General features: G+C 66.4%; 27 protein-coding genes and 2 tRNA genes. 18 read left to right on the top strand and 11 right to left on the bottom strand.

Annotated features, from left to right (window positions below):
* Window positions 1-22 precede the first annotated feature (22 nt).
* The 3 genes from acpS to AWC12_RS29670 all read left to right on the top strand — a co-directional run bounded on the left by acpS (window position 23) and on the right by AWC12_RS29670 (window position 2807).
* The gene (acpS, locus tag AWC12_RS29660; RefSeq protein ID WP_024448339.1) at window positions 23-415 is read left to right on the top strand and encodes a holo-ACP synthase AcpS; all 393 of its coding nucleotides are present in this window, start codon (window positions 23-25) and stop codon (window positions 413-415) included.
* A gap of 196 nt (window positions 416-611) precedes the next feature.
* Window positions 612-1448, top strand: coding sequence for a formate/nitrite transporter family protein (locus AWC12_RS29665; RefSeq protein WP_024448340.1), 837 nt, complete (start codon window positions 612-614; stop codon window positions 1446-1448).
* Between the two features lie 9 nt (window positions 1449-1457).
* Entirely contained in the window at window positions 1458-2807 is a 1350-nt protein-coding gene (locus tag AWC12_RS29670; RefSeq protein ID WP_085178401.1) for a dipeptidase, read from the top strand.
* On the opposite strand, the gene bcp is transcribed toward AWC12_RS29670, so the two are convergent.
* A complete protein-coding gene (gene bcp / locus AWC12_RS29675; protein ID WP_024448342.1) occupies window positions 2784-3257 on the bottom strand; it encodes a thioredoxin-dependent thiol peroxidase in 474 nt (157 codons plus the stop codon). The genes AWC12_RS29670 and bcp overlap by 24 nt on opposite strands.
* A gap of 165 nt (window positions 3258-3422) precedes the next feature.
* Between bcp and AWC12_RS29680 the strand changes: the two genes are divergently transcribed.
* Both AWC12_RS29680 and AWC12_RS29685 read left to right on the top strand, forming a co-directional pair.
* The gene (locus tag AWC12_RS29680) at window positions 3423-3650 is read left to right on the top strand and encodes a DUF3618 domain-containing protein (RefSeq protein ID WP_024448343.1); all 228 of its coding nucleotides are present in this window, start codon (window positions 3423-3425) and stop codon (window positions 3648-3650) included.
* 550 nt (window positions 3651-4200) lie between these two features.
* A complete protein-coding gene (locus AWC12_RS29685; protein WP_085178403.1) occupies window positions 4201-4578 on the top strand; it encodes a hypothetical protein in 378 nt (125 codons plus the stop codon).
* 192 nt (window positions 4579-4770) lie between these two features.
* Here the strand turns inward: AWC12_RS29685 and AWC12_RS29690 are convergent.
* Window positions 4771-4846, bottom strand: a tRNA-Lys gene (locus AWC12_RS29690).
* Between the two features lie 158 nt (window positions 4847-5004).
* Between AWC12_RS29690 and AWC12_RS29695 the strand changes: the two genes are divergently transcribed.
* Together AWC12_RS29695 and AWC12_RS29700 are read left to right on the top strand one after the other, a co-directional pair.
* Window positions 5005-6225 (top strand): L,D-transpeptidase, encoded by a 1221-nt coding sequence (locus AWC12_RS29695; RefSeq protein ID WP_024448357.1) that lies wholly within the window; start codon window positions 5005-5007, stop codon window positions 6223-6225.
* Window positions 6226-6232: 7 nt separating this feature from the next.
* Window positions 6233-6601 carry a nuclear transport factor 2 family protein gene (locus AWC12_RS29700; protein WP_085178447.1) on the top strand — a complete coding sequence of 123 codons (369 nt, stop codon included), beginning with the start codon at window positions 6233-6235 and terminating at the stop codon, window positions 6599-6601.
* A gap of 22 nt (window positions 6602-6623) precedes the next feature.
* On the opposite strand, the gene AWC12_RS29705 is transcribed toward AWC12_RS29700, so the two are convergent.
* Both AWC12_RS29705 and orn read right to left on the bottom strand, forming a co-directional pair.
* Window positions 6624-6696, bottom strand: a tRNA-His gene (locus tag AWC12_RS29705).
* A gap of 30 nt (window positions 6697-6726) precedes the next feature.
* Window positions 6727-7362, bottom strand: coding sequence for an oligoribonuclease (gene orn / locus AWC12_RS29710; protein WP_085178405.1), 636 nt, complete (start codon window positions 7360-7362; stop codon window positions 6727-6729).
* 93 nt (window positions 7363-7455) lie between these two features.
* Here orn and AWC12_RS29715 point away from each other — a divergent pair, with 93 nt between their 5' ends.
* Window positions 7456-9030, top strand: coding sequence for a helicase HerA-like domain-containing protein (locus AWC12_RS29715; protein WP_085178407.1), 1575 nt, complete (start codon window positions 7456-7458; stop codon window positions 9028-9030).
* A gap of 76 nt (window positions 9031-9106) precedes the next feature.
* On the opposite strand, the gene cmrA is transcribed toward AWC12_RS29715, so the two are convergent.
* A complete protein-coding gene (gene cmrA / locus AWC12_RS29720) occupies window positions 9107-9913 on the bottom strand; it encodes a mycolate reductase (RefSeq protein WP_024448361.1) in 807 nt (268 codons plus the stop codon).
* A gap of 25 nt (window positions 9914-9938) precedes the next feature.
* Between cmrA and AWC12_RS29725 the strand changes: the two genes are divergently transcribed.
* Window positions 9939-11258: an MFS transporter gene (locus AWC12_RS29725; protein WP_085178409.1), complete on the top strand. Its 1320-nt coding sequence runs from the start codon at window positions 9939-9941 to the stop codon at window positions 11256-11258.
* Here AWC12_RS29725 and AWC12_RS29730 read toward each other — a convergent pair.
* Window positions 11255-12091, bottom strand: coding sequence for an MmpS family transport accessory protein (locus tag AWC12_RS29730; protein ID WP_110808787.1), 837 nt, complete (start codon window positions 12089-12091; stop codon window positions 11255-11257). The two genes, AWC12_RS29725 and AWC12_RS29730, sit on opposite strands and share 4 nt — an antisense overlap.
* 133 nt (window positions 12092-12224) lie before the next feature.
* Here AWC12_RS29730 and AWC12_RS29735 point away from each other — a divergent pair, with 133 nt between their 5' ends.
* The 3 genes from AWC12_RS29735 to AWC12_RS31790 all read left to right on the top strand — a co-directional run bounded on the left by AWC12_RS29735 (window position 12225) and on the right by AWC12_RS31790 (window position 14536).
* Window positions 12225-14051 (top strand): alpha/beta hydrolase family protein, encoded by a 1827-nt coding sequence (locus tag AWC12_RS29735; RefSeq protein WP_085178449.1) that lies wholly within the window; start codon window positions 12225-12227, stop codon window positions 14049-14051.
* A 92-nt stretch (window positions 14052-14143) separates the two neighbouring features.
* Complete coding sequence (locus AWC12_RS29740; RefSeq protein WP_024448365.1) at window positions 14144-14347, top strand: hypothetical protein; 204 nt, start codon at window positions 14144-14146, stop codon at window positions 14345-14347.
* 33 nt (window positions 14348-14380) lie between these two features.
* Window positions 14381-14536, top strand: coding sequence for a DUF6131 family protein (locus tag AWC12_RS31790; protein WP_110808784.1), 156 nt, complete (start codon window positions 14381-14383; stop codon window positions 14534-14536).
* Between the two features lie 5 nt (window positions 14537-14541).
* Here AWC12_RS31790 and AWC12_RS29745 read toward each other — a convergent pair whose 3' ends face one another.
* Complete coding sequence (locus AWC12_RS29745) at window positions 14542-15195, bottom strand: SACE_7040 family transcriptional regulator (protein WP_085178413.1); 654 nt, start codon at window positions 15193-15195, stop codon at window positions 14542-14544.
* A gap of 93 nt (window positions 15196-15288) precedes the next feature.
* Here AWC12_RS29745 and AWC12_RS29750 point away from each other — a divergent pair, with 93 nt between their 5' ends.
* From AWC12_RS29750 to AWC12_RS29770, 5 genes are read left to right on the top strand one after another with little or no spacing between them, the layout of a single operon-like run.
* Window positions 15289-16839 carry a carboxyl transferase domain-containing protein gene (locus AWC12_RS29750; RefSeq protein ID WP_085178415.1) on the top strand — a complete coding sequence of 517 codons (1551 nt, stop codon included), beginning with the start codon at window positions 15289-15291 and terminating at the stop codon, window positions 16837-16839.
* 2 nt (window positions 16840-16841) lie between these two features.
* The gene (locus tag AWC12_RS29755; protein WP_085178417.1) at window positions 16842-18824 is read left to right on the top strand and encodes an acetyl/propionyl/methylcrotonyl-CoA carboxylase subunit alpha; all 1983 of its coding nucleotides are present in this window, start codon (window positions 16842-16844) and stop codon (window positions 18822-18824) included.
* Complete coding sequence (locus AWC12_RS29760; protein WP_024448369.1) at window positions 18821-19981, top strand: acyl-CoA dehydrogenase family protein; 1161 nt, start codon at window positions 18821-18823, stop codon at window positions 19979-19981. Before AWC12_RS29755 ends, AWC12_RS29760 begins: the two co-directional genes overlap by 4 nt.
* The gene (locus AWC12_RS29765; protein ID WP_024448370.1) at window positions 19981-20481 is read left to right on the top strand and encodes a MaoC family dehydratase; all 501 of its coding nucleotides are present in this window, start codon (window positions 19981-19983) and stop codon (window positions 20479-20481) included. The genes AWC12_RS29760 and AWC12_RS29765 overlap by 1 nt, the downstream gene beginning before the upstream one ends.
* Complete coding sequence (locus tag AWC12_RS29770; RefSeq protein ID WP_085178419.1) at window positions 20478-21281, top strand: HpcH/HpaI aldolase/citrate lyase family protein; 804 nt, start codon at window positions 20478-20480, stop codon at window positions 21279-21281. Before AWC12_RS29765 ends, AWC12_RS29770 begins: the two co-directional genes overlap by 4 nt.
* On the opposite strand, the gene AWC12_RS29775 is transcribed toward AWC12_RS29770, so the two are convergent.
* Both AWC12_RS29775 and AWC12_RS29780 read right to left on the bottom strand, forming a co-directional pair.
* On the bottom strand, window positions 21282-22034 hold the full coding sequence (locus AWC12_RS29775; protein ID WP_085178421.1) for an enoyl-CoA hydratase: 753 nt from the start codon (window positions 22032-22034) through the stop codon (window positions 21282-21284). It lies immediately after the preceding gene.
* A gap of 4 nt (window positions 22035-22038) precedes the next feature.
* Window positions 22039-22854: a hypothetical protein gene (locus AWC12_RS29780; protein WP_085178422.1), complete on the bottom strand. Its 816-nt coding sequence runs from the start codon at window positions 22852-22854 to the stop codon at window positions 22039-22041.
* 56 nt (window positions 22855-22910) lie between these two features.
* Between AWC12_RS29780 and AWC12_RS29785 the strand changes: the two genes are divergently transcribed.
* The gene (locus tag AWC12_RS29785; protein ID WP_024448374.1) at window positions 22911-24026 is read left to right on the top strand and encodes an acyl-CoA dehydrogenase family protein; all 1116 of its coding nucleotides are present in this window, start codon (window positions 22911-22913) and stop codon (window positions 24024-24026) included.
* A gap of 6 nt (window positions 24027-24032) precedes the next feature.
* Here the strand turns inward: AWC12_RS29785 and AWC12_RS29790 are convergent, their stop codons facing one another.
* Window positions 24033-24926 carry an IclR family transcriptional regulator gene (locus AWC12_RS29790; RefSeq protein ID WP_234814205.1) on the bottom strand — a complete coding sequence of 298 codons (894 nt, stop codon included), beginning with the start codon at window positions 24924-24926 and terminating at the stop codon, window positions 24033-24035.
* Window positions 24927-24971: 45 nt separating this feature from the next.
* Window positions 24972-26303 carry a histidine phosphatase family protein gene (locus AWC12_RS29795; protein WP_081660103.1) on the bottom strand — a complete coding sequence of 444 codons (1332 nt, stop codon included), beginning with the start codon at window positions 26301-26303 and terminating at the stop codon, window positions 24972-24974.
* Window positions 26304-26361: the final 58 nt, after the last annotated feature.

Below are 26361 nucleotides of genomic sequence, written 5' to 3' on the forward strand. Positions count from 1 at the left end.
CCCGTGAGATAGCGTGCTGCGCGTGGGCATCGTCGGGATAGGCATCGATCTCGTCTCCATTCCGGAGTTCGCGGAACAGGTGGACCGGCCGGGCACGGTGTTCGCCGAGACGTTCACGCCGGGCGAGCGGCGCGACGCCGCCGACAAGAGTTCGTCGGCGGCGCGCCATCTCGCGGCGCGGTGGGCGGCCAAGGAGGCTGTCATCAAGGCCTGGTCGGGCTCGCGCTTCTCGAAGCGCCCTGTGCTGCCGGAAGCGATCCACCGCGACATCGAGGTCATCACCGACATGTGGGGGCGTCCCCGGGTGCGGTTGTCCGGTGCGGTGGCAGAGCACCTCAAAGAGGTGACGATCCACTTGTCCCTGACCCATGAAGCCGACGTCGCAGCCGCGGTCGCCGTCCTCGAGGAGCGCTAGGACTCGCACCGCGAGCGCGCGTGTCTGCACGTCGCCACGCCGGTGCGCACCGTGCGTACGCGCGCGCTCGTCGCGGTGGAACGCAACGAAACTAATTCGTCTCCAACGGGTTGACGTACGTCGATCGGGGTATCCCGGCGGTTCGCTCAAGCCGGGTACCCGGCGGTCCACACGCCACATCGAAGGGGGCGTCAGTATGCCGGAGACGAGTCAGCGCGAACTCGGAGATTCCGACAGTCCGATCGAAGACGCACTCGAGTACGCCTTCCGGCGGATGGTCGACGAAGGCACCCAGCGTCTTCACCGCACCTGGCGTGAAGTGCTCGTCACGGGATTCTTCGGTGGGACCGACATCGCGATCGGCGTGGTGGCGTACCTGGCCGTGCTTCAGGCGACGGATCAGCCGCTGCTTGCCGGAATCGCGTTCTCCGTCGGCTTTTTGGCGCTGCTCCTCGGCCGCAGCGAATTGTTCACCGAGGGCTTTTTGATACCTGTGACCACGGTGGCGGCCAAGCGTGCCAGCGTGGGGCAGTTGTTGAAGCTCTGGGGCGGCACTCTGTTCGCCAATCTGGCCGGCGGCTGGATGCTGATGTGGCTGATCATGACTGCGCTACCGCGGCTGCACGAGAAGACCGTCGAATCGGCCGCCCACTATGCGACGGCCCCGCTCTCGGTGGAAACTGTGGCGTTGTCTCTGCTCGGCGGCATGGTGATCACCTTGATGACGCGCATGCAGCACGGCACCGAATCGATGCCGGCCAAGATCGCCGCGGCCGTCGCCGGTGCGTTCCTGCTCGCGGGTCTGCAGTTGTTCCACTCTGTGCTCGACTCGTTGCTGATCTTCGGCGCGCTCATCGCCGGCGAGGCGCCGTTCGGATATCTGGACTGGCTCGGCTGGTTCGCATACACCGCGGTCGGCAACGTCGTCGGCGGACTGCTGCTGGTGACGTTGCTGCGTCTGGTCCGCAGTAAGGACCGTCTGCAGGAGGAGCGTCGTGACGCCGAAGAGAGCGAGCCCGGGGAGCGCCACTAACCTGACCACATGAGCGATCTCGTGCAACGCGTCCGCGATGTCCTGCCTTCGGTCCGCGCCGACCTCGAAGACCTGGTGCGGATCCAGTCCGTCTGGGCCGATCCCGACCGTCGCCCCGAAGTGCACCGGTCTGCTGAGGCAGTGTCGAAGCTGTTGTCGGAGGCGGGATTCGGCGACGTCCGGATCGTCGAAGAAGGCGGTGCGCCGGCCGTCATCGCGCGGCACCCGGCTCCCGAGGGTGCGCCCACGGTGCTGCTGTACGCCCATCACGACGTCCAGCCGGAGGGCGACCCTGCGCAATGGGCAACCGCCCCGTTCGAACCGACGGAACGCGACGGACGGCTTTACGGCCGCGGCACCGCCGACGACAAGGCCGGTATCGCAACGCATCTCGCCGCATTCCGCGCCCACGGCGGCGTGCCGCCAGTCGGGGTGACGGTGTTCGTCGAGGGCGAGGAGGAATCGGGTTCGCCGTCGCTGTCGAAACTGCTGGCCGCGCATCGGGATGCCCTGGCCGCCGATGTCATCGTCATCGCCGATTCCGACAACTGGAGCACCGAGATCCCATCGCTGACCGTGTCACTGCGGGGCCTGGCCGACTGCGTGGTGGAGGTCGCGACGCTCGACCACGGGCTGCACTCGGGGATGTGGGGCGGTGTCGTGCCCGACGCCCTGGCCGTGCTCGTGCGCCTCCTCGCGAGCCTGCACGACGAGGAGGGCAACGTCGCTGTCGAAGGCCTGCACGAGGCGGTGGCTGCCGACGTGGACTACACATCAGAGCGCGTGCGCGCCGACACAGGCGTGCTGGCCGGTGTCCAGGAAATCGGCTCAGGCTCTGTGGCTCAAAGACTTTGGGCAAAGCCAGCTGTCACGGTGATCGGCATCGACACCACCTCCATCGCGAAAGCCTCGAACACCTTGATCCCGCGGGCCCGTGCGAAAGTCAGTATGAGGGTGGCACCAGGGGGAGATGCGGCCGAGCACCTCGCGGCGCTGACCCGGCACTTGGAAAGCCACGCCCCGTGGGGCGCACAGGTCACCGTGACTCCCGGCGACCTCGGCGAGCCGTACGCCATCGACGCCACCGGACCGGTCTATGACGCCGCGCGTGTGGCCTTCCGTCAGGCGTGGGGACATGACGCCGTCGACACCGGCGTCGGTGGGTCGATCCCCTTCATCGCAGCGTTCGCGACGGCGTTTCCCGACGCCAAGATCCTGGTGACCGGTGTCGAGGATCCGGACACCCAGGCACACAGCATCAACGAGAGCCTGCACCTGGGTGTGCTGGAACGGGCCGCCACCGCAGAGGCGCTGCTGCTGGCCCGGCTGGGAGACCTAGACGGACAGGTCGCGCCGTAGCTTGGCGACGTGCCCGGTCGCGCGGATGTTGTACTGGGCTACTTCGATCTTGCCCTTCTCGTCGACGACGAACGTCGAGCGGATGACGCCCTGCACGGTCTTGCCGTACATCGTCTTCTCTCCGTAGGCGCCCCATGCTTCGAGCACCTTGCGATCGGGATCGGACAGCAGCGGGAATGTCAGCTTCTCGGCGTCGCGGAACTTGGCGAGTTTCTCGGGTTTGTCGGGGGAGATCCCGACGACGTCGAGACCGGCGTCGTTCAGCTCGGCAAGGTTGTCACGAAAATCGCAGGCTTCCTTGGTGCAGCCGGGTGTGGACGCAGCCGGGTAGAAGTACACGATGACCTTGCGGCCCTTGTAGTCGGAGAGTTTGACGGCGTTGCCGTCGGCGTCGGCGAGGCTGAACGCGGGTGCTTTGTCTCCGACCTCGAGACGGGGGGTTTGCGACATGGGTGGATGTTCCTCCGGGCAGTCCCTGCAGATGCGGATCGTTGCTTCGACCGGGGCGCTCAGGGGCGCTCCGGCTCATCTAGGGTAGTGCGACGAGAACTGTTGGTTGGGGCCCGTTGGTGGGGCGTTGCCGGCGCGCAGCGCGCTGGAGGCATGGAGGTAGATGTGGCGGACCGGGATCCCGACACCATCAAGGCTGAAATCGATGTGGCACGCGAACAGCTCGCGCTGACGGTCGACTCGCTGGCCGAGCGGGCGAATCCTCGTCGTGTTGCCGACGACATCAAGGCGGGTGTTCTCAGGTTTGTGACGAGGCCGCCTGTGGCGATTTCATTGGCCGGTTTGAGCGCGGTCGTGATCGTGGTCGTCATCCGTCGCGCGCGCAGGCCCTGAAGAACCTCAGCGACGGCGGCCGGACCGGAACCAGTCGGCAATCGAGAAGCCGGGCGGATTAGCTACGCGGCCGAGGCGACTGCAGTTGCGGATTGCCAGCGGCTGCGCAGCGGTAACGCCACGAGCGGACTCCTCGCCATCGGCTTCGGTGACAACCGAATCGACGGGGCTTGACATCAGCAAATTCCTCGATTTCCACTCCGTGGCCTAGGGCGGGGTTCGCTCCAGACGCTTCAGCTAACTGCACCATAACATCACGAGTCGCCTTTGCCCAGCGCAATGGGCGTCCAATTAGCGAAGGCGCTGGAAGCCGTTACTGCGTGCGTGGTAACGATGGAATAGACCATGGTTACCCGCATGTGACATCTAGCATATAATGCGATCTCTGCGTGCGAAAACGCAGCGAATTTTCACAATCGTAAAATATGCTGCGCCGCGACGTTGCCAGTAGCTGCTGGCGGGATTGCCGCCCGGGGCCTGGAGGTGGCGGCCGGAGGTGTCCTCTACGCTGACGCTGACCCACGACGAGCGAATGCGAAGGAGACCCCGGATGGCGTGGTTTCTCGCCCTGCAAGGCCCGGCCCAGCCAAGCCACCAGGCTTCGGTGTACGAGCTGCAAGAGGGGACCGACGTCGACAAGCTCGCCGCGGAACTCGCCAGTGCCGTGACGCTGGACCGTGTGGTGGCTATCCCTGCGATGTTGCCGCAGAACACCAGGAAGCGTCAGAAGGTCACCCTTTATGTGCGCCCTGCGGCATGGGGGATGTGGACGTTCTACGAGCTGTCCGAGGAAGACAAGCGGCAGCTGATCAAAGAGAATCCGCTGGTTCAGGCGATGCAACAGCATCAGCGCGAACACGCTGCTCAGGGCGGGGCGCCCATGAACCCGCTGCTGGGTCAGCCCGGCGCCGGTGGCCCGCGCCGCTGACGCGGCAGCACTCAAACGGGCGGTGCACTTCTCGGCTGGATGGCCGGGAGATCCCACCGCTCGTTTGTGCGTGATCGGTTACTGGCGCCCTGGTAGGTCGAACCCGCGGCAGTTCTCCCGATAGGCGGATGCCCAGCTCGTGCGGCACAACCCCCGAAACGACAAAATCCCCGCCTGAGCGGGAATTTCGTGTGGTGCGCCGTCAGGGTTTCGAACCCCGGACCCGCTGATTAAGAGTCAGCTGCTCTACCAACTGAGCTAACGGCGCGCGTGTGAGACAATAACAGGCCCGCGGCGCAGGATGAAATCGCGATAAGCCGTGGCCGATGCCGACGCTGTCGTCGCGTGCACATACCAGAATTGACCGTAGAATTGTCGCCGACGAACTGTGGGCGAAGAGCCCTGTATGCGAGGTGGAGCCGAATTATGTGGCAGGTCAACTCAGTGGCCCGGGCGCGCCGGAAGCGGTCCTGGTTGGTGGTTGCTGCGCTTGTGCCCGCGATGGTGCTGGGACTGTCGGCTTGCGGTGGGAACGCCGAACCGCCCAAGCCGCAGGTGATCACGGATAAGGGCACCCCCTTCGGCGATCTCCTCATTCCCAAGCTGACCGCCTCCGTCCAAGACGGGGCCGTTGGGGTCAGCGCCGGATCGCCCGTCACCGTCAGCGCCGAGGACGGCGTGCTCGGGTCGGTGACCATGGTCAACGAGGACGGCGAAACCGTCGCCGGCGAGCTGTCCGAGGACGGGCTGACGTGGGCGACCGCGGAACCGCTCGGCTACAACAAGCGATACACGTTGACCGCGCAGTCGCTCGGGCTCGGCGGCGTGACCAGCCGTCAGATGACGTTCGAGACGCACTCGCCCGAAAACCTCACGATGCCTTACGTTCTGCCCAATGACGGTGAGGTCGTCGGTGTCGGGCAGCCGGTCGCGATCCAGTTCGACGAGAACATCCCGAACCGGCTGGCGGCTCAGCGCGCGATCACCGTGAAGACGAACCCGCCCGTCGAGGGTGCCTTCTATTGGCTCAACAACCGCGAAGTCCGTTGGCGCCCAGCCGAATACTGGAAGCCAGGCACAACGGTCGAGGTTCAGGTCAACACCTATGGTGTCGACCTCGGTGACGGCCTGTTCGGTCAGGACAACGTTGAGACAAGTTTCACCATCGGCGACCAGATGATCACCACCGTGGACGACACCACCAAGACGCTCACGGTGCGCCGCAACGGTGAAGTCATCAAAACCATGCCGGTGTCGATGGGCAAGAACAGCACGCCGACCAACAACGGGGTGTACATCGTTGGTGACCGCCGATCGCACATGGTGATGGATTCTTCGACATATGGCGTCCCGACCAACTCGCCCAATGGTTATCGCACCGAGGTCGATTGGGCCACCCAGATCTCCTACAGCGGCATTTACGTGCACGCGGCCCCGTGGTCGGTGGGCAGCCAGGGTGAGAGCAACGTCAGCCACGGCTGCATCAACGTAAGCACCAGCAATGGGCGGTGGTTCTACGACAACTCCAAGCGTGGAGACATCGTGGAAATCATCAACACCGTCGGCTCGCCGTTGTCGGGCACCGACGGTCTCGGCGACTGGAACATCCCGTGGGAGCAGTGGAAGGCCGGCAACGCCAACGTCTGACGCGCCGCTGATCGACGCGGAGCAGTTCGCCCACGAGTGGGTTCGGGCCTGGAACGACCACGACGTCGAAGCTGTTCTCGCGCACTTCGACGACGCTGTCCTGTTCACCTCGCCCGTCGCGCTGAAGTTGTTGCCATCCACCGGCGGCGTGGTGCAGGGGAAAGATGCCCTGCGTGAGTATTGGACGAGGGCGCTGGCGGGCGTCCCAGACCTCACCTTCGCCGTCGAGGGTGTGTTCGGCGGCATCGACACCGTCGTGATCGCCTATCGGAACCAGAACGGCGGTGTGGTGAGCGAGGTGCTCCGATTCAACGACGAGGGCCTTGTCATCGAGGGCCACGCAACGCATCTGATACGAGAAACGCCGCCTACCTGAGTAGACGGCGTCCCCGTACCGGGGTGGCTGACGGGACTCGAACCCGCGACAGCCAGGATCACAACCTGGTGCTCTACCAACTGAACTACAGCCACCATCGCCGCTCGAAAAGCGGCTTGGTCATACTAGCCGGTCGAGTCCCTTGGAGCCGAATCGTCAGGCGCTGACGGTCCCAGTTCCGCCGCGACCGCGGCGATGTCGCTGGTCGACGGGCCCGGGGGCGTCACGAACGCCGTCTGCCGGTAATACCGCAGCTCGCGGATCGACTCGTGGATGTCGGCGAGTGCGCGATGGGCGAGGCCCTTGTCCGGCTGGCCGAAGTAGATCCGGGGGTACCAGCGGCGGCACAGCTCCTTGATCGAGCTGACGTCGATCATCCGGTAGTGCAGGTAGTCGTCGAGTTTGGGCATGTCCCGTGCGATGAAGCCGCGGTCGGTGGCAATCGAGTTGCCTGCCAGCGGTGCCGTCTTGGCCGTCTTGACGTGTTCCCGGATGTAGGTCAGCACCATGTCTTCGGCGGTGGCCAGGTCGAAGGTCGACGCACGCACCTCCTCGATGAGGCCGGACTTGGTGTGCATCTGCGCGACGACGTCGATCATCGAGTCCAACGCGTCATCGTCGGCGTGGATCACCACGTCGAGGCCGTCCCCCAGGATGTTCAGCTCGGAGTCGGTCACCAATACTGCGATCTCGATCAGGCGGTCGGACTTGAGGTCCAGGCCCGTCATCTCACAGTCGATCCACACCAGTTCATCGCGCACAGCGCTCAACAGTAAGCCCCGCAGTGACCCGGGGCTTGACACGGGCTGCCCACACCCACCGAATCGCGGCGTTGCCCAGATAGGGTTCGTCGCATGACTACGGAGCCCACGAGCACTCCGGCGCAGCAGATCGCCTCGGGTTACGCCGTCGAAGGTACAGCGCTGGAGCTCGGGGCGGTCGTCGTCGACGGCGTGTGCAACCCCGCGGCGCGGGTACGAATCCCGCTTGCCATGCTCAACCGGCACGGATTGGTCGCAGGTGCCACCGGAACGGGTAAGACGAAGTCGCTGCAGGTGCTCGCCGAGCAGCTGTCGTCGTTCGGAGTGCCGGTGGTGATGGCCGACGTGAAGGGTGACCTGTCCGGACTATCGCGACCCGGGGAGCCCGGCGAGAAAGTCGCCCAGCGCGCCGCCGACACCGGCGACGACTGGACGCCGACCTCCTATCCCGTCGAGTTCCTGTCGCTGGGCACGTCGGGAACCGGGGTGCCGGTCCGCGCGACGATCACCAGCTTCGGGCCAATTCTGCTGTCGAAGGTGCTGGGACTCAACCAGACTCAAGAGTCAACGCTCGGCCTGATCTTCCACTGGGCCGACCAGCAGGGGCTGGCGCTGCTCGATCTGAAGGATCTGCGTTCCGTCATCCAGTACCTGACCAGTGACGAGGGGAAGCCGCAACTCAAGGCAATCGGCGCGGTCTCCACGACAACGGCAGGGGTGATTCTGCGCGCCCTGGTCAACCTCGAAGCCGAGGGCGGCGACACGTTCTTCGGTGAGCCCGAAATCGAACCCGGCGATCTGCTGCGCGTCGACCCCTCAGGCCGGGGCATCATCACCCTTGTCGAACTCGGCAGCCAGGCCACGCGCCCCGTGCTGTTCTCGACGTTCCTGATGTGGGTGCTTGCCGACCTGTTCACCACCTTGCCTGAGGTCGGCGACATCGAGAAGCCCAAGCTGGTGTTCGTCTTCGACGAGGCCCACCTGCTCTTCGCCGACGCATCCAAGGCGTTCCTGGAGCAGGTCGAACAGACGGTCAAACTGATCCGCTCCAAAGGTGTTGGGGTCCTGTTCTGCACTCAGATGCCGACCGACATTCCCAAAGAGGTGCTCAGCCAGTTGGGTGCCCGCATCCAGCACGCGTTGCGCGCGTTCACGCCCGACGATCAGAAGTCGCTCGCGAAGACCGTGCGTACCTACCCGAAAAGCGATGTCTACGATCTGGAGTCGGCACTGACGTCGCTCGGCATTGGCGAAGCGATCGTCACCGTGCTCTCCGACCGCGGCGCGCCCACGCCGGTGGCGTGGACCAGGATTCGCGCCCCGCGCTCACTGATGGACACCATCGGACCCGACGCGATCGCCGCCGCGGCCAAAGCCAGTCCGCTGCAGGCGGAGTACGGTCAGACGATCGATCGGGACTCGGCCTACGAACGGCTTGCCGCGAGTTTGGCGCCGCCTCCTGCGCCGGCGCCGCCGCCCGTGTACGTACCGCCGCCGGTCGAGGTCCCACCGATGCCCGCGCCCGCGCAGCGGGAAGAGCCGGGCTTCCTCGACCAGATGATGGCGAACCCGGCATTCAAGAGCGCGATGCGGTCAGCCGGCACCGTCATCGGACGTGAGATCACCCGCAGCATCTTCGGCACGGGCCGGCGCAGGCGCAGACGCTGACGCTGGCGCGCTGTAATTGCATTCCGGCAGGCCTGCTTTCGACTTTCGCTGCCGGAATGCCATTCCGGCGGGGAGGCTAGTCGCCGCCGAGCTTCTTGTAGACCGCACCGACGATGGGGGCCACGATCGAGCGGGGCGCGTAGCCGCTGGCCGCCGACATCGCTTTCGACGTGACGCCGGGCACGACCCGCATCTTGTTGCGCTCCAACCCATCCAGCGAGACCTTCGCCGTGTACTCGGTGTCGATCCACAGGAAGTCGGGGATCAGCCTTTCCACGAGTGACTGTTCGTCGGGGTCGGGCAGGTCGGTGCGCACCGGCCCTGGCGCCAGCACCGTGACGTGCACGCCCGCCGATTTGACCTCCCCGCGCAAGGATTCGCTGAACGTGTTGGCGAACGCCTTGGTGGCGGCATAGGTGGCGTTGTTGGGGATGGGGGAGTTACCTGCCGCGGACCCCGAGATGAGGATGCCGCCCGCCCGGCGTTGCACCATGCCGGGTAGCACCGCCAGAACCAGGTCGTGCACGCCGAGGACGTTGAGCTGCACCTGTTTCCGTTCACCTTCCGGATCGAGGCTGGCAACGGGTCCGAACGTGGCGGTGCCCGCGTTTGCGCACAGTATCGAGATGTCGCGCGTCGCCAGCTCCTCACAGAAGATGTCGCGCGCCGCAGGATCGGCGAGGTCGACGGCGCGCACCTCGACGGTCACGCCGTACTCCGCGCGCAGCCGCTCGGCCAGCGCGTTGAGCACCTCCTCACGGCGCGCTGTGATGATCAGGTGGTGGCCGCGGCGGGCGAGCTCGACGGCCAGCGCCTCGCCGATGTTCTGTGATGCGCCGGTGACGACGGCTCGGGCGTCCGCGCGGGGAGCGGGTACTGGCATGGGCCGGACTATATCGTGGGCGTCCATGAGCGACGTGTCGCGCACGACCGGTCCGCCTACCGATACCGCGACCCGTTCGCGTGTGGCGGCCTGGGCGATGTGGGATTTCGGAGCCACCGCGATCAACGCGATCGTCATCACATTCGTGTTCACGGTGTACCTGACCACGACTGTCGGTGACGATCTGCCGGGCGACACCACGCCGGCCAGCTGGCTGGGACGTGCGCTGGCGTTGGCCGGGCTGGTGGTGGCGCTGCTGGCGCCGGTGACCGGGGTGTGGGTGGACGCGCCGTCCCGGCGGCGCAGAGCGCTGGCGATCCTGACCGGGATGGTGGTGCTGCTGACCGCGTCGCTGAGCCTGATCCGCGACGATCATCGCTATCTGTGGCCGGGGTTGATACTGCTGGCCTGCACGGCGGCGTGCAGCGAGCTGGCCACAGTGCCCTACAACGCGATGCTGCGCGAGCTCTCCACACCGCTGACATCCGGGCGGATCTCCGGATTCGGTTTGGCGCTGGGCTATTTCGGCAGTGTGCTGGCTCTGCTCGTGGTGTATCTGGGGTTCATCTCCGGAGACGGGGACACCCGCGGCCTGCTCGCGTTGCCGGTCGACGACGGGCAGAACGTGCGCGCGGCGATGCTGCTGGTGGCCGCCTGGTTCGCCCTCTTCGCCTTGCCGCTACTGATCCTGACGCCCAGGCACGCGCAGGAGAAGCCGCCACGGGTCGGCTTCCTCAGCGCCTACCGGCGGCTGTGGCAGGAGGTGCGCACCGAGTGGCGCCGCGATCGCAACGTCGTGTACTACCTGGGTGCCAGCGCTGTGTTCCGGGACGGCCTGACCGGGGTGTTCACCTTCGGGGCGGTGCTCGGTGTGAACGTCTACGAAGTTTCTCAGGCGGACGTGCTGCTGTTCGGGGTCGCCGCGTGTGTCGTCGCCGCGTTGGGCGCTGTGGTCGGCGGACGCGTCGACGACAGGGTCGGGTCGAAGCCGGTGATCCTCGCCTCCCTGGTGGCGATGATCGTGGTCGGGCTGACGCTGATGGTGCTTTCTGGCGTCATGGCTTTCTGGGTGTGCGGCCTGCTGCTGTGCCTGTTCATCGGTCCGACCCTGTCCTCGGCTCGCACGCTGATGATGCGAATGGCTGCCCACGGAAAAGAAGGCGTCACGTTCGGGCTCTACACGACGGCCGGGCGCGCCGCGACTTTCCTCGCGCCGTGGCTCTTTTCGTTGTTCATCGACGTGTTCGACAGTTACCGAGCCGGCATGGGCGGGCTGGTGCTCGTGCTGGTCCTCGGGCTGGTGCTGTTCCTGCCGGTGCACGCGCCGCACCGACCGCTCGACTAACGCTCCGGCGTGCAGATCGTCAGACCTGCGCCCGTCCGCATATCCATCTGTGCGCCGTTGACCGAGATCGAGCACGTCACTTCACGCCCGACATTGATGATGCTGATGCTCGCCGACGTCTCGCCGGGCTGTGGCAGCAACACTTCCTTGCTCCACGGCAACATCACGTTGAACTCGGTCTGCAGCAGACCGCCAGTGTCGACGTAGGTGATGTTGATGGCGCGGCCGGTGCCCTCGACCGTGTAGACGACGGCGTCAGTGGCGCCGGGGAACGCCGGTTCGGTCGGGGTGGTCGGCGAACTCGGCAGTGTCGGAAGCGGAAGCACCGGCGTCGACGGCCTGGTCGTGGGGGTCCTCGTGGTCGGGGTCCTTGATGTCGTGGTGGGGGAGGGCGTGTAGGTCGGCTCGGGTTGCGACGGCAAAGGTGCCACCACCGTTTGTTGCCGGGAACTGTTGACGATCACCAAAGCGATCACCAGGCCGATCACCAACACGACGGCGACCCCGGCGACGATCCACAGCCAGCGCGGAGACTTCGGCCCCTCCGGCGGCGGTTCGGATCCGAATCCCTGCGGATGCTGGGGTGGGTACTGACCCGTCGCGTAAGGGTCGTAGCCGTAGGGCGGGTACGCCGGGAGGCGCTCGGTGGGGTGGGGGGCCTGCGGCGGCTGATACGGAGAGCCGTACGGCGCCTGGCTCGCGTACGCAGGATCGGAGTACCCGGGGCCGCTGTTGCCCCACTGCTCGTCGCGTCCGCCCAAGCCTGATCGCTCCTCACGTCCGCCCAAGCCTGATCGCTCCTCACGTCCGCCGGGGTTCGGTGAATCCGTCATGCCCACCTCATGGCTGCAGGGTACCTGTGCAGCCGCTCAGTGCGTCCGGACCGGCCCACACATCGGCGTCGGCGCCGACCGTGCACAATCGGGAACCGTGGCAGAACAGGTCCGCCGGATTTACGGCGCGTCGATGTCTCCTGACGCCACCGCGTTCGCCCATCTCGTCGACGACGGCGGATACCCGAGGGCGGTACAGCGGTTTTTGCGAGGCTGGCGCGCGAGCTCTTCGCGCGATGTCGACTTGCCGATCGAAGGCCCCGTCACGCGCGTCATGCACTCGGCCGACGGCTACTGGTTGGCCTGCCAGGTCGCCCCCGAAGGCGGCACACGCAGCCAGATCTGGGTCGTGACAACGGATCCCGACGACCGCGCGGCTCGTAGGATCGATTACTGGCCGTCTGGGGTGGAGGGCACCGCCGAGTTGATCGGCTGGGACGGCACCCTGGTGTCGGCGATCCTGACCGGTGAAGACGGCGTCGGAAGTTCGTGTCTGATCGACCCGTCCGGGGATACGACGACCGTGCTGGACCGCCGCTCGGGCGGCAGGCTGGTCGACGCGTGGGCCGGCGCGTCACTGGTGCGCGTCGGACCGCGTGGCTACCGAGATCTCATCATGTTGAGAGGGCTGACCGAGATCGGCCTGTTGCCGTACGACCCCGGTTCGACCACCGACACCGGCGTCATCCTCGACGACCACCATCCGCGCCGGCTGCGCTCGGGGCTCGACGGAGAGCTCACCGAGCTGTACCACCCGGCCAAGGAATACGGCGTCAACAGCACCGAGGGATATGTCCGGGCGCTGATCCGCAGCGAGAACGGTGCCGAGCATGCGCGTCTGCTCGAGGTGACTGTGTCCGCCGAAGGCGTTTCCTACCAGGTCATCGCCGAACGTGCCGGATGTGAACTCGACGAATTCACCGTCAGCGACGATCTGTCCACCGTGGCGATTCTGTGGAACCTGCACGGCGCCAGCGAGTTACAGATCCTCGAGTACGCCGACGGCACCCTGTACGACCCGATCCCGCTGCCGGGGATGGTGGCCAGCGAGCTCAGCATCAGCGCGGGCGGCTCGATGCTGGCGCTGACGGTCGAGGGTCCGTCGAAACCGCCGACCGTAGAACTCGTGGATCCGAGGACCAGGGAATGGGAACTCGTCGACCGCGAGCCCAGCAGCGGTCCGGTGTCGGCCGACCCCACGCTGGAGACCGTCACCGCGCGTGACGGCCTGACATTCACCGGCTGGCTGTTTCGTCCGCCCGACGGTGTCGAGACGATCGGTGCGATGCTGTTCCTGCACGGCGGACCCGAAGGACAGGGCCGCCCCGGGTACAACGAGTTCTTTCCCGCGCTGCTCGACGAAGGCATCTGCGTGTTCCTTCCGAACGTGCGGGGGTCCGGCGGGTTCGGCAGGTCTTTCATGCACGCCGACGACCGAGAGCGCCGCTTCGCCGCCATCGACGACGTCTCGGACGCGGTGCGGTTCCTCGTCGACAGCGGACACGCCCCGGTGGGCAAGGTGGCGTGCTGCGGCTGGTCCTACGGCGGCTATCTCACGCAGGCTGCGCTGGCGTTCCATCCCGATGACTTTGCTGCAGGCATCAGTATCTGCGGGATGAGCGACCTCAACACCTGGTACCGCAACACCGAGCCGTGGATCGCGGCCGCCGCCTATCCGAAGTACGGTCACCCCGTCAGCGATCAGGATCTCTTGGAGAGACTGTCCCCGCTGCCCCGTGCGCATGCGGTCACGGCTCCGCTGCTTCTGGTCCACGGACTCAACGACACGAACGTCCCTCCGAGCGAATCGCAACAGATGTGCGATGCGCTGACCGCGCTGGGGCGAAAGACGCGGCTGCTGACGTTCGACGACGACGGCCACGAGATCGACAAGCGGGAAAACCGTGCGGTGCTGCGGAAAGCGATGTGCGATTGGCTCACCTCCGCGTTCGCCAGCTGACCTGCCCCCGTTGAGGTTTATCTGAATTTTCAGCGGGGTAAAACTTCCTCGCGCGCCACTACGGAGCGCGCAGACGGAGGTGGCAGCACGGCATGCGAGGAATTCTCGGCGTCATTGTGCTCGTCTGGTTGTTGATCGGTGTCTTTGCCGCCTATCAGCGTGACTACTTCACCGGTGGCGAAGCCAATTGCGCCACCGCGGGAAGTATTGCTCTGACGGTCGTGGCGGGACCCCTGAATTACGCGGGAGTCAATCCGAAGGTCACGGATTGCGATGTCCCGCAACCCAGTCAGTAACTCTCTATCTGGTCGTCGCGGAACGGAGTGGAAATGATCGTCTTCGGAGCAATCCTTCTCATCTTGGGTCTCATCTTGAACACGGCGATTTTGACGTATATCGGCGTCGTTCTTCTGGTGATCGGTGCGGTGTTCTGGGTTCTCGGATCCGTCGGCCGCCCGGTCGGCGGTCGGAGAGCTTGGTATTAGAGCGCTTAATCGCGACGTTTAGTTACGGAACTGGCCGAGGTCAGCGCCGCGACCGTCATCTCTCGCAGGACGGTCCGGGAGCTGACCTCGGCCGTTCTCGTGGCCCCGGGTTTCATGCTGTGGGCCGTCGAGTTCAGCAGGCCGAAAGTTCCGTGGGCCATCAGGCGGGCATCGGATTCGGTGAGCTCGGGGTCGCGACGGCGCAGGACGTGAACCCAGATCTCGACGTATTGCCGCTGCTTGCGCCGCACCTGACGCTTCGCCGCGGCCGGTAGGTTGCCCAGATCCCGGTCCTGGATACGGATCAGATCTGACTCGCCGAGGGCGAAGTCCAGATGGAAGTCGATGAGAGCGGCCAAAGCGTGGTCGGCATCCTCGGTTTCGTTCGCCACCTCGGTAGCACCGGCAAGCAGCCTTGTGCTGATACCCACCAAAAGCTCGACGAGTAGCGCTTCCTTGTTGGGGAAGTGGCGGTAGATCGCGGGTCCGCTGATGCCGGCGGCAGCCCCGATGTCCTCGAGTCGGACGGCGAGGTAGCCGTGTTCGGCAAAGAGTCGCTCCGCGGCGGCGACCAGTTGGGAGCGCCGGTCGGATTTGGCTTTGCGGCGCGGCGAGGCGGCGGGTGTCGGCTGAGCCGACGATCGGGCAGGAGTCGTCATGACGTAAACCTCCGGCCGATGGTGGACAGCATCAGTTAATGATGATTAACATACCACTCGGTTAGTCGCCATTAACTAAAGGTGGTTTCAGCGATGCCAGCGCGGACATCTCATCGCGACGATCACGTCGCGTTGGTCGAACAGTTGCGGGCCAAGCTCGCCCTTGCCTCGCTGGGCGGGTCCGAGCGGGCCCGTGAGCGGCATGTCAGCAGAGGCAAGCTGCTGCCGCGCGACCGCGTCGACGGGTTGCTCGACCCGGGTAGCCCTTTCCTGGAACTCGCTGCGCTCGCCGCGGACGGCATGTACGACGATGAGTGCCCCGGCGCGGGAATGATCGCCGGCATCGGGCGCGTCTCGGGCCGCGAGTGCATGATCGTCGCCAACGACGCGACGGTGAAGGGCGGCACCTACTATCCGATCACGGTCAAGAAGCATCTGCGCGCCCAGGAGATCGCGCTGCAGAACCGGCTGCCGTGCGTGTATCTGGTCGATTCGGGCGGTGCGTTCCTGCCCCGACAAGACGAGGTGTTCCCCGACCGCGAGCATTTTGGGCGCATCTTCTACAACCAGGCCACCATGAGTGCCAAGGGAATTGCGCAGATCGCCGCCGTCCTCGGATCCTGCACCGCCGGTGGAGCGTACGTTCCGGCGATGAGCGACGAGGCCGTGATCGTGCGAAATCAGGGCACGATTTTCCTCGGCGGCCCGCCACTGGTGAAGGCGGCCACGGGTGAGGTTGTCACCGCCGAGGAACTCGGGGGCGGCGACCTGCACTCGAAGGTCTCCGGTGTGACCGACCACCTGGCCCACGATGATCGGGATGCGCTGCGGATCGTCCGCCGGATCGTCAGCACGCTCGCGCCCAAAGCGGCGGCACCGTGGGATGTCGCGCCGGTCGTTGATACGGTCGCCGATCAGTCCGAGCTTTACGACGTTGTCCCCGTTGACCCCCGGGTGCCCTACGACGTGCACGAGGTGATCACCCGTATCGTCGATGGTGGCGAGTTCGCCGAATTCAAAGCCGAATACGGCACCACGCTCGTCACCGGGTTCGCCCGCATCCATGGACATCCGGTTGGGATCGTCGCCAACAACGGCGTGCTGTTCGGTGAGTCGGCCGTCAAGGGCGCCCACTTCATCGAGCTGTGCGATAAGCGCAATACCCCACTTCTGTTCCTGCAGAACATCTCCGGCTTCATGGTCGGCCGCGACTACGAGGCGGGCGGTATCGCCAAGCACGGGGCGAAAATGGTCACCGCGGTCGCCTGTGCGCGGGTGCCGAAGCTGACCGTGGTGATCGGCGGGTCCTACGGCGCCGGCAACTATTCGATGTGCGGCCGGGCCTATTCGCCGCGGTTCCTGTGGATGTGGCCGAACGCCAGGATCTCGGTGATGGGTGGCGAGCAAGCCGCATCGGTCCTGGCCACTGTGCGGGGCGACATGTCGCCAGAGGAGGAAGAGGCGTTCAAGGCGCCTATCCGTGCGCAGTACGAGGACCAGGGCAACCCGTACTACTCGACGGCTCGACTGTGGGACGACGGGGTCATCGATCCCGCTGACACCAGAGCTGTTGTCGGATTGGCACTCTCGGTGGCAGGCCAGGCTCCGCTGGAGCCGGTGTCCTACGGCGTCTTCAGGATGTGACGATGTTCGAAACAGTTCTGGTTGCCAACCGCGGGGAGATCGCCGTCCGGGTGATCCGCACACTGCGGGCCATGGGCATCCGCTCGGTCGCCGTGTTCAGCGACGCCGATACCCACGCCCGTCACGTCGCCGAAGCCGATGTCGCGGTCAACATCGGCCCGGCGCCCGCGCGGCAGAGCTACCTCTGCATCGATGCGCTGCTCGCGGCGATCGAACGCACGGGAGCCCAGGCCGTCCATCCCGGCTACGGATTCCTCTCCGAGAACGCTCAATTCGCCGAAGCGCTCAGCGCGGCAGGTGTGGTGTTCATCGGCCCTCCGGTCACGGCGATCCAGACGATGGGCGACAAGATTTCGGCGAAAGCCGCGGTCTCTGAGTTCGGTGTGCCTGTCGTGCCTGGAATTTCGCGGCCCGGCCTCACCGACGCCGACTTGATCTCGGGCGCCCCGGATGTCGGATTCCCGGTGCTGGTGAAGCCGTCGGCCGGGGGTGGCGGCAAGGGCATGCGCGTCGTGCACGATGCGTCGGAACTTCCCGCAGCACTCGCGAGCGCGCGTCGCGAAGCGGCATCGTCGTTCGGCGACGACACCCTGTTCCTGGAGCGATTCGTGCTCAATCCCAGGCACATCGAGGTGCAGGTGCTCGCCGACAACCACGGCAACGTGGTGCACCTGGGCGAGCGAGAATGCAGCCTGCAGCGCCGTCATCAGAAGGTCGTCGAGGAAGCGCCATCCCCGTTGCTGGATGCGCAGACCCGGGCCCGCATCGGCGCCGCGGCCTGCGACACGGCCCGCAGCGTGGACTACACGGGGGCGGGCACCGTCGAGTTCATCGTGTCCGCCGACCGGCCCGACGAATTCTTCTTCATGGAGATGAACACCCGGCTGCAGGTGGAGCACCCCGTCACCGAGATGGTCACGGGACTGGACCTGGTGGAGTTGCAGATTCGCGTTGCCGCGGGGGAGAAGCTCCCGGTCGCACAGGACGACATTCGCCTCGACGGGCATGCGATCGAGGCGCGCGTCTATGCCGAAGACCCCGCCCGCGGCTTCCTCCCGACCGGCGGTCAGGTGATCGGGCTGAGGGAGGCGGCCGGGACCGGGATCCGCGTCGATTCCGGACTGGCGTGCGGCACCGTGGTCGGCAGCGACTACGACCCGATGCTGGCCAAAGTGATTGCGCACGCACAGGACCGTACGGCCGCGCTGCGCGCACTGGACACCGCGCTCGCCGATACCGCAGTACTCGGCGTGACGACGAATGTCGAGTTTCTGCGCTTCCTGCTCGCCGACCCCGAGGTGGCGGCCGGGAACCTGGACACCGGGCTCCTCGACCGACGGCTGCCAGATTTCGTTCCGGCGCCGCCGTCGGACGACGACCTGGTCGCCGCGGCGGCGTATCGCTGGCTGAAGTCCTGGCCGACACCCGCATCCGACCCGTGGGAAGTGCCATCGGGGTGGCGCATCGCTGGTCGCGCGCCGACATCGTTTCGGCTGCGTGCGGGACAGCGAACCGACCACGTCTGGCTCACCGGTAGGCCCGACGATGCGACGGCTGCGGTGGAGAGTGGTGAAAACCGCACACTGCGAGCGTCTTTGACCGACGAAGTGCTGACCGTCACGATCGGCGGACTGCGCTCTGAGCATCTCGTCGCCGACGTGGCCGGGCAGTTGTGGCTGGCAGGTGCGGGGCGCGTGGTGATGGTCGAGGAGGTGCGGGAAGCTCCGGTGCGTCCCGACGACGAGCACAGCGGCGACGCCGAACTGACCAGCCCGATGCCCGGTGCTGTCGTCGCGATCGGCGTCGACGACGGCGCGACGGTGACGGCCGGGACCGTCGTGGTCACTGTCGAGGCGATGAAGATGGAGCACGCGCTCTCCGCGCCCGTCGACGGGGTGGTGGAGCTGTTGGTCGGCGCGGGCGAGCAGGTGAAAGTGGGCCAGGTGTTGGCCCGGATAACGGCAACCAAGGAGCCGCAAGCATGAGTAATTTCCTCGCGACCGGGACACTGCCCGATCACTACGAACAGCTGGCCAAAACCGTGCGCGACTTCGCCCAGAGCGTCGTCGCCCCCGTCGCGGCCAAACACGACGAAGAGCACTCCTTTCCGTACGAGGTCGTGTCGGGAATGGCCGACATGGGCCTGTTCGGGCTGCCGTTCCCCGAGGAGTATGGCGGCATGGGCGGCGACTACTTCGCCCTGTGCCTGGCGCTCGAGGAGCTCGGCAAGGTCGACCAGAGCGTGGCGATCACGCTGGAGGCCGGGGTGTCGCTGGGTGCGATGCCGGTGTATCGGTTCGGCACCGAGGAGCAGAAGCAGGAGTGGCTACCGGAATTGGCCTCCGGCAAGGCTCTTGGCGCGTTCGGTCTGACCGAGGCCGGCGGCGGCAGCGATGCCGGGGCGACGAAGACCACCGCACGCCTCGACGACGGCCATTGGGTGATCAACGGCAGCAAGCAGTTCATCACGAACTCGGGTACCGACATCACCAAGCTCGTCACCGTCACCGCCGTCACGGGGGAAAGCGACGGCAAGAAGGAGATCTCGTCGATTCTGGTGCCCGTCCCGACCCAGGGTTTCACCGCGGAACCCGCATACAACAAGGTTGGCTGGAACGCCTCGGACACCCATCCGCTGAGCTTCGACGATGTCCGTGTGCCGCAGGAGAATCTGCTGGGCGAGCGTGGACGCGGCTACGCCAACTTCCTGCGCATCCTCGACGAGGGCCGCATTGCAATTGCCGCTTTGTCGGTGGGCGCGGCGCAGGGTTGCGTGGACGAGAGCGTCAAGTACTCCAAAGAGCGCGAGGCGTTCGGCCGCTCGATCGGCAGCAACCAGGCCATCGCCTTCAAGATCGCGCGGATGGAGGCCAGGGCCCACGTCGCCCGCGCCGCCTACTACGACGCCGCCGCACTCATGTTGTCCGGCAAGCCCTTCAAGAAGCAGGCCGCGATCGCCAAGCTGGTGGCCAGTGAGGCGGCGATGGACAACGCCCGCGACGCCACACAGATCTTCGGCGGCTACGGCTTCATGAACGAGTACGCGGTGGCGCGGCATTACCGCGACAGCAAGATTCTCGAAATCGGCGAGGGGACAACGGAAGTGCAGCTGATGCTGATCGGGCGGGAGCTGGGCCTTTAATGAGCGACACAACCCGGAAAAAGGTGGTCGTGCAGCGGGGGCTGTGGTTCGAGGAGTTCGAAACCGGTGTGCTGTACCAGCACCGCCCCGGGCGAACCATCACCGAGGCCGACAACGTGCTGTTCACCACGCTGACCATGAACACCCAGGCGCTGCACCTCGATGCGGCTTTCTCCGATGCGCTGCCGCCGTTCCACCAGCGGCTGGTCAATTCGATGTTCACGCTGTCCACGCTGGTCGGCCTGTCGGTCGCCCAGCTGACGCAGGGCACGATCGTGGGCAACCTCGGATTCGGCGAGGTGGCCTTCCCCAAACCCCTCTTCCACGGTGACACCCTGTACGCCGAGACGGAGGTGACCGACAAGCGCGAATCCAAGAGTCGGCCGGGTGAGGGGATCGTGACCTTCAGCCACGTCGGCCGCAACCAGCACGGCGACATCGTGGCCACGGCATCGCGAAAGACAATGGTGCGCAAGCGACCCGAAGGAGAAATCGAGTGAGCCTGGCCGCCGGAACCGCGTGGCTGTTTTGTCCGGCCGATCGTCCGGAGCGCTACCACAAGGCCGCAGCCACGGCCGATGTCGTGATTCTCGATCTCGAGGACGGTGTCGCAGCCAAGGATCGTCCTGCGGCGCGTCAAGCACTGGTCGATACGCCACTGGACCCCGACCGCACGGTGGTGCGGGTCAATCCCAGCGGGACATCGGACCATGACCTCGACCTGGCAGCCGTTGCGAATACGCGCTACACCACCGTCATGCTCGCCAAGTCCGAGACCGCCGAGCAGGTCGCTGCGCTGGCCCCGCTGAATGTCTTCGTGCTGATCGAGACGCCGCTGGCCGCACTCAATGTGGTGGAGCTCGCGCGTGCGGACAACACGTACGCACTGATGTGGGGCGCCGAGGATCTGTTCGCGGCGCTTGGCGGCACGGCGAACCGGTATCCGGACGGCGCCTATCGCGAAGTGGCGCGGCACGTCCGGTCGCAGACTCTGCTGGCCGCAAAAGCCTACGGCCGGTTGGCCTTCGACTCGGTGTTCCTCGACATCAAGAACCTGAACGGGTTGCGCGCCGAGGTCGACGATGCGGTCGCCGTCGGATTCGACGGCAAGATCGCAATCCACCCGACTCAGATCGCCGTCATCCGAGAGGGTTACGCGCCGACCGACGAGGAAGCGGACTGGGCGCGACGTGTCCTTGCCGCGGCGCGCGACGAGCGCGGCGTGTTCCAGTTCGAGGGGCAGATGGTGGACATGCCGGTGCTTCGGCGCGCCGAGCGGATCGTCGCCCTCGCGCCGTAGCTACTTGCGTTTGGCGGCCGCCAGCCGGGCTGCGAACTCCGGCGACTCGATCGATGTTGCCTGCGGGCCGATCTCGACATCGACTGCGAGCCGATGCTGCTCGGAATCTACGGTGCCGGGGTTCGCCGTGGCGCGCATCGAGGCCTTGGTCGCGAGAACCACGTCCCTCCGCGCACTGGCCGGGCCCGCCGCCAGAGTGCGCGCGGTTGCCACCGGATCCTCGGCGACCTCGAGTGCAAGGCCGTGGCGCACGGCGGCATCGGCGTCGAAGCGCATGCCGAAGAGCAGCGAGGCCCGAGCCACCTGTGGCCCCACGAGTCGTTGCAGCATCCAGGTGGCGCCGCCGCCGGGGTGGATGCCGAGCTTCTGGAAGCGTGGGTCGAAGATCGCCGCGGGTCCGGCGATCCGGACGTCCGCCGCGAGCGCCAGATTCAGTCCCGCCCCGACCGCGGCGCCGTTCACAGCCGCGATTGTCGGCAAGGTGCAGTCGGCGACAGCCAGGAAGCCGTCGTAGATCACCCGGAGTCCGTCCTCGGTGGCCGCGCCCAGTGCGGTCAGATCCGCGCCGGCGCAGAACGCCTTGCCTGCGCCGGTCACGATCACCGCGTGGACGTCCGGGTTCGCCTCGGCGGCGTCGACCGCCGCGCGCAGCGCCGCCGAGATCTCTGCGGTCACCGCGTTGCGCCGGTCGGGATCGTTGATGGTGATAAGCGCGACGCGGTCTTCGACCTGCGTCAGTACAAGATCGGACACCTGCTCAGCCTAACGGCGTGCCCAACCCGTCGAGCATGCGCACGGCGAGGCGGCTGCCGGCGTCGACGTCGCGCCACCGCCTTGTGGCGGGATTGGCTGCGTCCAGCGCGTGCCTGCTGTGTTCGAGCAGGTGGTCGGCGGCGGCCCGCGCCCGCGCCACGGCTTGTCGGCTCGCTCCGACCGCGACACCCACACTGCCTCGGCTATCGGGAATTCCGGTGATCTGAAGCCTGGCGGCGTCGATGTCCGATGCCGCCCTGGCGATATGTGCCGCATCCGTCTCGGTGACGGCGGCCGCGCTCGACGACACTGCGAGCTGGGTACGCAGTTGGCGAATGTGCTGTTGCAGCATTCCCTCAGCAGTCCCGACGACCACCGCCGCCACTCCGGCGACCCCCCGAACGATGCCGGTATTCTCCTCGGCCGCGAACACACACGCGTGCTCCACGGACAGATCCGAGATGGTCACGTCGATGGCGCCCGCTGCGGACTCGCCGGCAGCACCGTCAACGCCCGCGTCTTCTCGGGAGACCAGGACCCGGCAGCCAGTCCCATCCCGTGTCGCCTCGTGAGCCGGCAGCAGCACCCAGTCCGCATGAGCGGCGCCGATCACGGTGGGCCACCGGCCCGTGAGGCGGCCGTCGGCGAGATGCCCTCGTCCATACCTACAGACAGCCACCAGCGGGTACGCACCGGCGACGGCGGTGGCGTTATGTACCTCGGCGTCGGCGTCGAAGGCGACCGTCAGCCAGGCCCGGGCACTGTCGGCGACAGCGAGTTCGAGTACTTGCGAGACAAACTCGCGAGCACCGGCGGACATACGCCTCCTTCCCGGACGCGGCAGATGGTAAGCATGATCGTGGCACGCAGCGGGGCATGGTGAAGGCAACTCCGACGCCGGAGTCCGTCCTCGACGCGGTACGCGCGCTGCTGCCCACCATCCGCGCCGCCGCCGCAACGGTCGATCGCAGCGGTGAGGTAAGGCCCGAGATCATCGATGCGCTGCACGACGCCGGCTACTTCTCGCTGCTGAAGCCCCCGGCGTTCGGCGGTCTCGACAGCGGGCCGCAGCAATACCTGACCGCTACGCGGGAGCTTTCGGCGGCCTGCATGTCGACCGGCTGGCTCGCGGGATGGCTCGGTGTCAACAGCTGGGGACTTTCGGTGCGCGAAGAGACTGTGCTGCAGGAAATCTGGGGTACCGATCACCGTGCGCTCCTCTGCTCGTCGTATGCCCCGACCGGCCGGCTGCAGCGCGTGGACGGTGGGTTCCGGCTGTCCGGTCGCTGGACCAGATGCACAGGCGCGCGGCAATCCTCGTGGTTGAGTGCCGCGGCGCTTCGCCTCGGCAGTGACGGCGCGGCACAGGATTTCATGGCCGTGCTGGTGCCACGGGCCGACTATGTCGTCGAACCCACGTGGAACGGTCTCGGGCTGAGGGGGATCGGTGCGGACGACGTGCTGGTGTCGGGCGCGTTCGTGCCCGACCATCGCACGTTCAGCTGGCTGCATTCCGGGCGGAACGCCACCGCGACGCCCCTCGACAGCCTCCCGCAGCCGACCGTGTTCACGCTCGCGGGGACAATGCCGCTGCTGGGCGGCGCTCAGCGGGTGTTGGCTGCGCAGAGCGCCGCGACCGGCTCCGCACCGCTGAGCGGTATCGCTATGGCGCACAACGACATCGAGCTTTCGCTGCTACAGATCCAGCGCAATGTGGGCGAGCTGGTGGAGTGTGTCAGCTCCGGTGGCCAGCCGGATGCGGAGTTGGTCCTGCGCACTCGTCGAGATCAGGTGATGGCCTGCGAGCGGGCCTTGAAGGCGGTCGGTGCCATTGTCTCCGATGCGCACGGCAGTGGCGATGAAGAACTCCTCGAGCGGGTGTGGCGGGACATGCAGACTGCACGCAAGCACGTGTCGAGCAATATCGACCAGGTCCTGGCCGTCGCGGGCCGATTCGCGTTGGGACTAAACGTCGATGATCTGATCTGGTAGGAGCGCTCATACCCAGTCGTCCGACGACAGGGTGCGTAGCACCCGAGACAACATGTCATCGGTGACGGCGGCGAGGTCGGGCTGTCGGTCGGCGGCAGTCGTCGCCGTCCCGACCCGGCCGGCGATACTGCGCGCCGCACGGGTCAGAAACGGTGCCATCCGGGTGAGGCGCTCGGCCGGCGCGGGACCGATCAGCGAAAGTCCTGCCATCGAGCCGTCCGTGCTGAGGATCGGTGCCGCGATGCCAGCCAGATTCACGACGAGTTCCTGGTCGTCATAGGCCAGCCCGTGTCGGGAGCGAATCCGCGCCAGCTCCGCGTGCAGGGACGACGGGTCCCCGATCGTGGCGGGAGTGCACTTGCGAAGCGGGCCGCCGAGCAACTCGTCCACCGTCTCGGCGGGAAGTGTCGCCAGAATGGCCTTTCCGAGCGCGCTCGCGTGTGCCGGCGTCCGATCCCCGACACCGACCGGGACCGCGACGCCGCTGGTGCCCGAGATCTTGTCCAGGTAAACGACATCCGAGCCGAGCAACACCCCAAGGTGCACGACGAGCATGGTGTCGCTCTGCAAGCGGTCCAGCACCGGCGCAGCGGCGGCACGCAGAGCGGAGTGGTCGCCGGTGCCTGCCCCCGCCAGCGAGGATGCGCCCAGGCAGTACCCGTCGGAGCGATGCTGCAGCAGGCCCGCGGCGTGTAATTGGGTGAGGATGCGGTGCACCGACGATCTGGGTAGCCCGGCGCGGGCAGCCACCTGGTCGAGTCGCAGCACGCGGCCGGCCCGGTCGAAGCATCCGAGGATCAGCGCGACCCGCGCCACCATCGATGCCGGCGCGTCGGCGTGAAGGACCACCCCGACACGGTAGGGCCGCAGCCGACACGGCGGAGCCGAAACGCCCGACATGCACCGGCCCCCTCCCGCTGGGGGAGGGGGCCGATGACGGTGTCGTCAGGCGGCGTCGCGCTGAGCGTCCTCACCGCCCTGGTCAGCGGCGTCGTCGTCAGACTCCGAGGAGTCCTCCGTGACGGACTCTTCGACGTCCTCGTCCGTGTCAGCGGCGTCGTTCGCATCGGTGGCGTCCGACACCTCATCCGCCTCGGGCTCGGTGCCGTCCTCGTCGTCGAATTTCACCTCGTCGACCACGCTGTCGTCGACGGCACGGTCAACGTCGGCCTTGGAGGTGGACCTGCCTGTCGGCGACGAATCGTCGGCATCCGACTGGTCGGCGACCTCTGCGGCATCATCCTGCTCGACCGCCGCAGCGACCGCGGTCGCGGTCTCTTGCTCCGGTTCGGGTCGCTCGAACTTCTTGTCGAGGTCGCTGATGATTTTCGCTTGCACCGCGCGGTGATACTTTGCGATCGAGAACTTGGCCTCCGCGATGCTGCGGTTGAATGCCGTTGCGATGGTGGCGAAGTCACCAGATGCGAACGATGCGAAAAACTCCCTGCCGCTGGCGTTGAGCTGGCGGTTCAGGGTCCGCCACTGGCGGCGGACCTCGGCGGCCAGCGTCGGCTCGGGGCTGAACAGCTTTCCGTTCCAGTTGACCAGAGTCCAGCCGTCTTCGGCGTTGCCTTCGACGATCACGTAGTTGGTGTTGCTCAATGGCACAGTCCGCAGCAAGTCGATCTTCTCGGCGGCAGTGAGGTTCTGCGCATTCATCATCGTCCAGAACATGATGGCTCCTCCGTGAGAGAAGATCACCGGGTTACGGTCGCCGTTGTCGTAGATGGTCTGCAGGGCGCCGTCGACCCGCGCGTCGAACTCGTTGCCGTCGATCGACCCCGGGATCCGCAGATCGCGGTCGCCCTGGATGGCCCACGCAAGTGGGAAGAGGCCGTAGCCGGTTTGTGCCTGGCTTTCGGGGGTGCCCTCGAAGACACCTGCCTCGATCTCCTGCAGCCCCGAGAGCACCTGGATGGGCAACCCGAGGTACTGCGACATCGGTGCCGCCGTGAGCTGGGTGCGCACCATCGTGGAGGCGTAGATCGCGTCGTAGTTGTTGTCGCCGAGGACGCCGACGATGGCCTGAGACTGCTGCTGACCCGTTGGGGTCAACACCGGACCCGGCGTGGATGTGTCGATCAGGCCCGACGCGTTGCCCGCGGACTGTCCGTGGCGCACGAAGGTGACCCGCATCAGTTCGGCTGCCGAGGCGGGCAGCGCCGCACCGATCAGCACGGTCGCGGCTACGGCCGCGGCCACGAGGGTGCGCAGCAGCGCGCTTCGGCGCCACACTTTCGGCCGTCTTGTCGCGCCCGACGAAGACGCATCATTCATGGAACAGTTCCTCCCGCCGTTGTTCAGGACAGCGCCCACGGTGAACGGCGGGTGAACA

The sequence above is a fragment of the Mycolicibacterium iranicum genome, assembly GCF_002101705.1.
In the GTDB taxonomy this organism is placed as follows: Bacteria; Actinomycetota; Actinomycetes; order Mycobacteriales; family Mycobacteriaceae; genus Mycobacterium; species Mycobacterium iranicum.